Genomic DNA, 3,307 nt, shown 5'->3' with positions numbered 1-3,307 from the left:
GCTCGGACCTTACCTGTTCGTGCACGCCGACAGCATCCTCTACCTGCGCTACGGCCGCACGCTCGAGGGCGTCAACGGCGCCTTCCAGGGGCGCCTCACGTCCCGCGACCCGCTCGCGTGGGACGGCCTCGTCCGCGAGTTCTCCGATCGGGGCGCCTTCCAGGACGAGGACGGCCCCGCGCGGGCGCGCGCGCTCCTCGCCGCGTACGGTGGGGAGCACGTCGTGCACGGGCACACGCCCATCGCGTACCAGCTGGGCGTGGACGCCGCCGAGGTGCACGGTCCCCTCGCGTACGCGGGCGGCCTGTGCCTCAACGTGGACGGCGGCCTCGCGTACCACCCGCGCGCGGGCTTCCTCGTGCGGCTCGGACGCCACGGCGTGGACCGCGTCGTCACGTACGACGGCGCCGCCGCGTTATGATCCCCGCATGGCCAATCACCCTCATCTCGACACGGCCGACGCCGACGCCGAACTCTTCGATCTGCTGCGCATCCCCTCCGTCTCCGCCGACAGCACCCGCCGGGGAGACATGCGCCGCGCCGCCGACTTCCTGCGCGCCAAGCTGGACTCGCTGGGCTTCACCGCCCGCGTGGACGACACCGCCGGGCATCCCGTCGTGTACGCCGAGCGCCTGAAGGCCCCCGGGAAGCCCACCGTCCTGATCTACGGTCACTACGACGTGCAGCCCGAGGCGCCCGAGGCGGAGTGGCTCACGCCGCCCTTCGAGCCCACCGTCCGCGACGGGCGCGTCTACGCGCGCGGCTCCACCGACGACAAGGGTCAGGCGTACGCGCACGTGCGCGGCGCGCAGCTCCTGCTCGAAGGGGCCGGCGAGCTCCCGGTGAACGTCAAGTTCCTCATCGAGGGCGAGGAGGAGGTCGGCAGCCGCAACCTGGAGCCCTACCTGCGCGCCCACGCCGACGAGCTGAAGTGCGACGTGATCGTCATCAGCGACGGCTCGCGCTTCGCGAAGGACGTGCCCACCGTGACGTACGGTCTGCGCGGCCTCGCGTACGTCGAGGTGCACGTCCAGGGCGCGAGCCGCGACCTGCACTCCGGCAGCTACGGCGGCGCCGCGCCCAACCCCATCAACGCGCTCGCCACGATCATCTCGAAGCTCAAGGACGAGGAGGGCCGCATCACCATTCCCGGCTTCTACGACGGCGTCCACGAGCTCACCGAGCAGGAACGCGGGATGTGGCGCGGCCTGCCCCACGACGACGCGGAGTTCGCCGCGAGCATCGGCGTGGACGCCCTGCCGGGCGAGGCGGGCTACTCCACGCTGGAGCGCCTCTGGGGCCGCCCCACGCTCGACGTGAACGGCATCTGGGGCGGCTACCAGGGCGAGGGCAGCAAGACCGTCATCGCCGCGAAGGCGGGCGCGAAGATCAGCATGCGCCTCGTGCCGGGCCAGGACCCGCACCGCGTCGCGGAGCTCGCGAAGGACTACATCGAGTCCCTCGCGCCCGAGGGCACGAAGGTCGAGGTCATCGACCTGCACGGCGGCCAGCCCGTCGCGATGGACCTCGACTCGCCCTTCATCGCCGCCGCCGACCGCGCCCTCGAGCGCGTCTACGGGCGCCGCGCCGCGTTCGCCCGCACGGGCGGCAGCATCCCGATCGTCGCGGCGTTCCGCACGATCCTCGGGGCGCCCGTGCTGCTCGTGGACATGGGCCTCAACGAGGACGCGCCGCACTCCCCGAACGAGTCCTTCGCGCTCGACGACTACCACAACGGCATCCTGACGAGCGCGTACCTGCTCGAAGAACTGGCGAAATAAGTCGGAGAGACACGCTACCGGCCTCCACTTGAGCACCGGACCGCTCCGGTGCGTACGCAGCCAGAAGCTGGACGGCCAACGTCACGTGGAGAGACACGACACCGCCCACCCTCACCCGGTGGGCGGTCCTTTCGTGCGGTTCCGATGCGGCGGGCGTCCCGCCTTGGGTACCGTGGAGGTACCCGCGCGACCTCGCGTCGTGAACGTCGTATTCAAGGCGGTTTCGGGTGACCGCCGCTCGTGTTGTGAAATGACTGATCTGATTATCGGCGTGACGACCCGTCACGTGCCTTCTCCGAAGGACTTGCAAGTTCCCTTCGACGGGGTCCTGAGCGGATTCAGCAGCGCGCTCTACGCGCGCGGGGCGCTGCCCATGCTCGTGCCGATGCCCGCTCCCGCGCCGAACCACGAGGCGCGCGCCGCGCGCGTCGTGAGGACGCTCGACGGGTTGATCCTGTCGGGCGGAGAGGATCCCGATCCGAGGCTCTACGGGCAGGAGCGGGTTGAGGGGCGTCCCATCGCCCCCGAGCGGGACGCCTGGGAGATCGTGCTGTACAGAGCTGCCCGGGCCGCTCGGGTGCCTGTCTTGGGCGTATGCCGGGGCGCGCAACTGATCAACGTGTCGTGCGGCGGCACGCTGCGTTTTCATGAAGGGCACTACCACCCGCCGTTCGATCAGCCGAGTCATGGTGTGACGATCACGCCCGGCACCTTCGTGGAGCGGGCCGTCGGGGGACCTGTCTGCACAGTCAACAGCGCGCACAAGCTCGCGATCGCCGATGTGGGTCGTGGTCTGCGGGTGGCTGCGGAGTCCGGCGACGGGGCCGTGGAGGCCGTAGAGTCGGAAGACGGCCTCGTGGTGGGTGTGCAGTGGCATCCCGAGCTCCTAGCCTCGAACAGGCCCGCTTCGCGCATCGGTGACGCGTTCCTGAAGCTCGCGACCGAGCGCCGCACCGCCTGACATGACGTCCAACGCCCGCGTGCTCCGGAATCGTCCGGCGCGCGGGCGTCCCTTTCGTGCTCTGGACGGTTGACACGCGTGGCGTGGGGAGCTTACGGTACGGCCAGCAGCTTGAACCGAGTTCAAGAAGGAGGACGGCTCCTGACCCACCCCGCCCCCCGTACCGTAGCCAGCGACCTCGAAGGCACCCTCACCACGGGGGAGACGTGGAAGGGCCTGCTGCGCTTCCTGCGCGAGCGCGGGCACGGCCGCGCCGTCAGCGCCTTCCTCGCCCTCAAGCTGCCCGGCGTCGCCCTCGCGGGCGCGGGCGTCCTCGACCGCGAGAAGGTCCGGCAGGCCTGGACGGCCGACCTGCCCCGCCTGCTGCGCGGCACGCCCGAGGCGGACGTGGACGCGCTCGCCGAGTGGGTCGTGGAGCGCGAACTGTGGCCGGGCCGCCGCGACGACGTCCTCGCCGAACTCGAAGCGCACCGCCTCGCCGGGCACCGCGTCGTGCTCGCCAGCGGCGCCTACCAGCCCGTCCTGGAGGCCTTCGCCCGCCGCATCGGCGCGGAAGCCGTCGGCA

At 71.2% G+C, this 3,307-nt stretch carries 3 protein-coding genes and 1 pseudogene; all 4 read left to right on the top strand.

Annotated features, from left to right (window positions below; all coding sequences use genetic code 11):
* Positions 1-421: pseudogene (locus DEIPI_RS39605) on the top strand (metallophosphoesterase); the annotation flags it as partial.
* 7 nt (positions 422-428) lie between these two features.
* Positions 429-1,781 carry a dipeptidase gene (locus tag DEIPI_RS0111635; RefSeq protein WP_027481887.1) on the top strand — a complete coding sequence of 451 codons (1,353 nt, stop codon included), beginning with the start codon at positions 429-431 and terminating at the stop codon, positions 1,779-1,781.
* A gap of 199 nt (positions 1,782-1,980) precedes the next feature.
* Positions 1,981-2,742, top strand: coding sequence for a gamma-glutamyl-gamma-aminobutyrate hydrolase family protein (locus tag DEIPI_RS30540; RefSeq protein WP_157463617.1), 762 nt, complete (start codon positions 1,981-1,983; stop codon positions 2,740-2,742).
* A 111-nt stretch (positions 2,743-2,853) separates the two neighbouring features.
* A partial coding sequence (locus tag DEIPI_RS39600; protein WP_169737086.1) for a haloacid dehalogenase-like hydrolase occupies positions 2,854-3,307 on the top strand: 454 nt, incomplete at its 3' end.

Source organism: Deinococcus pimensis DSM 21231 (genome assembly GCF_000519345.1).
Lineage (GTDB): Bacteria > Deinococcota > Deinococci > Deinococcales > Deinococcaceae > Deinococcus_A > Deinococcus_A pimensis.
The sequence above is the reverse complement of the archived record's forward strand: the minus strand, read 5'-3'. Positions and strand labels throughout refer to the sequence as shown.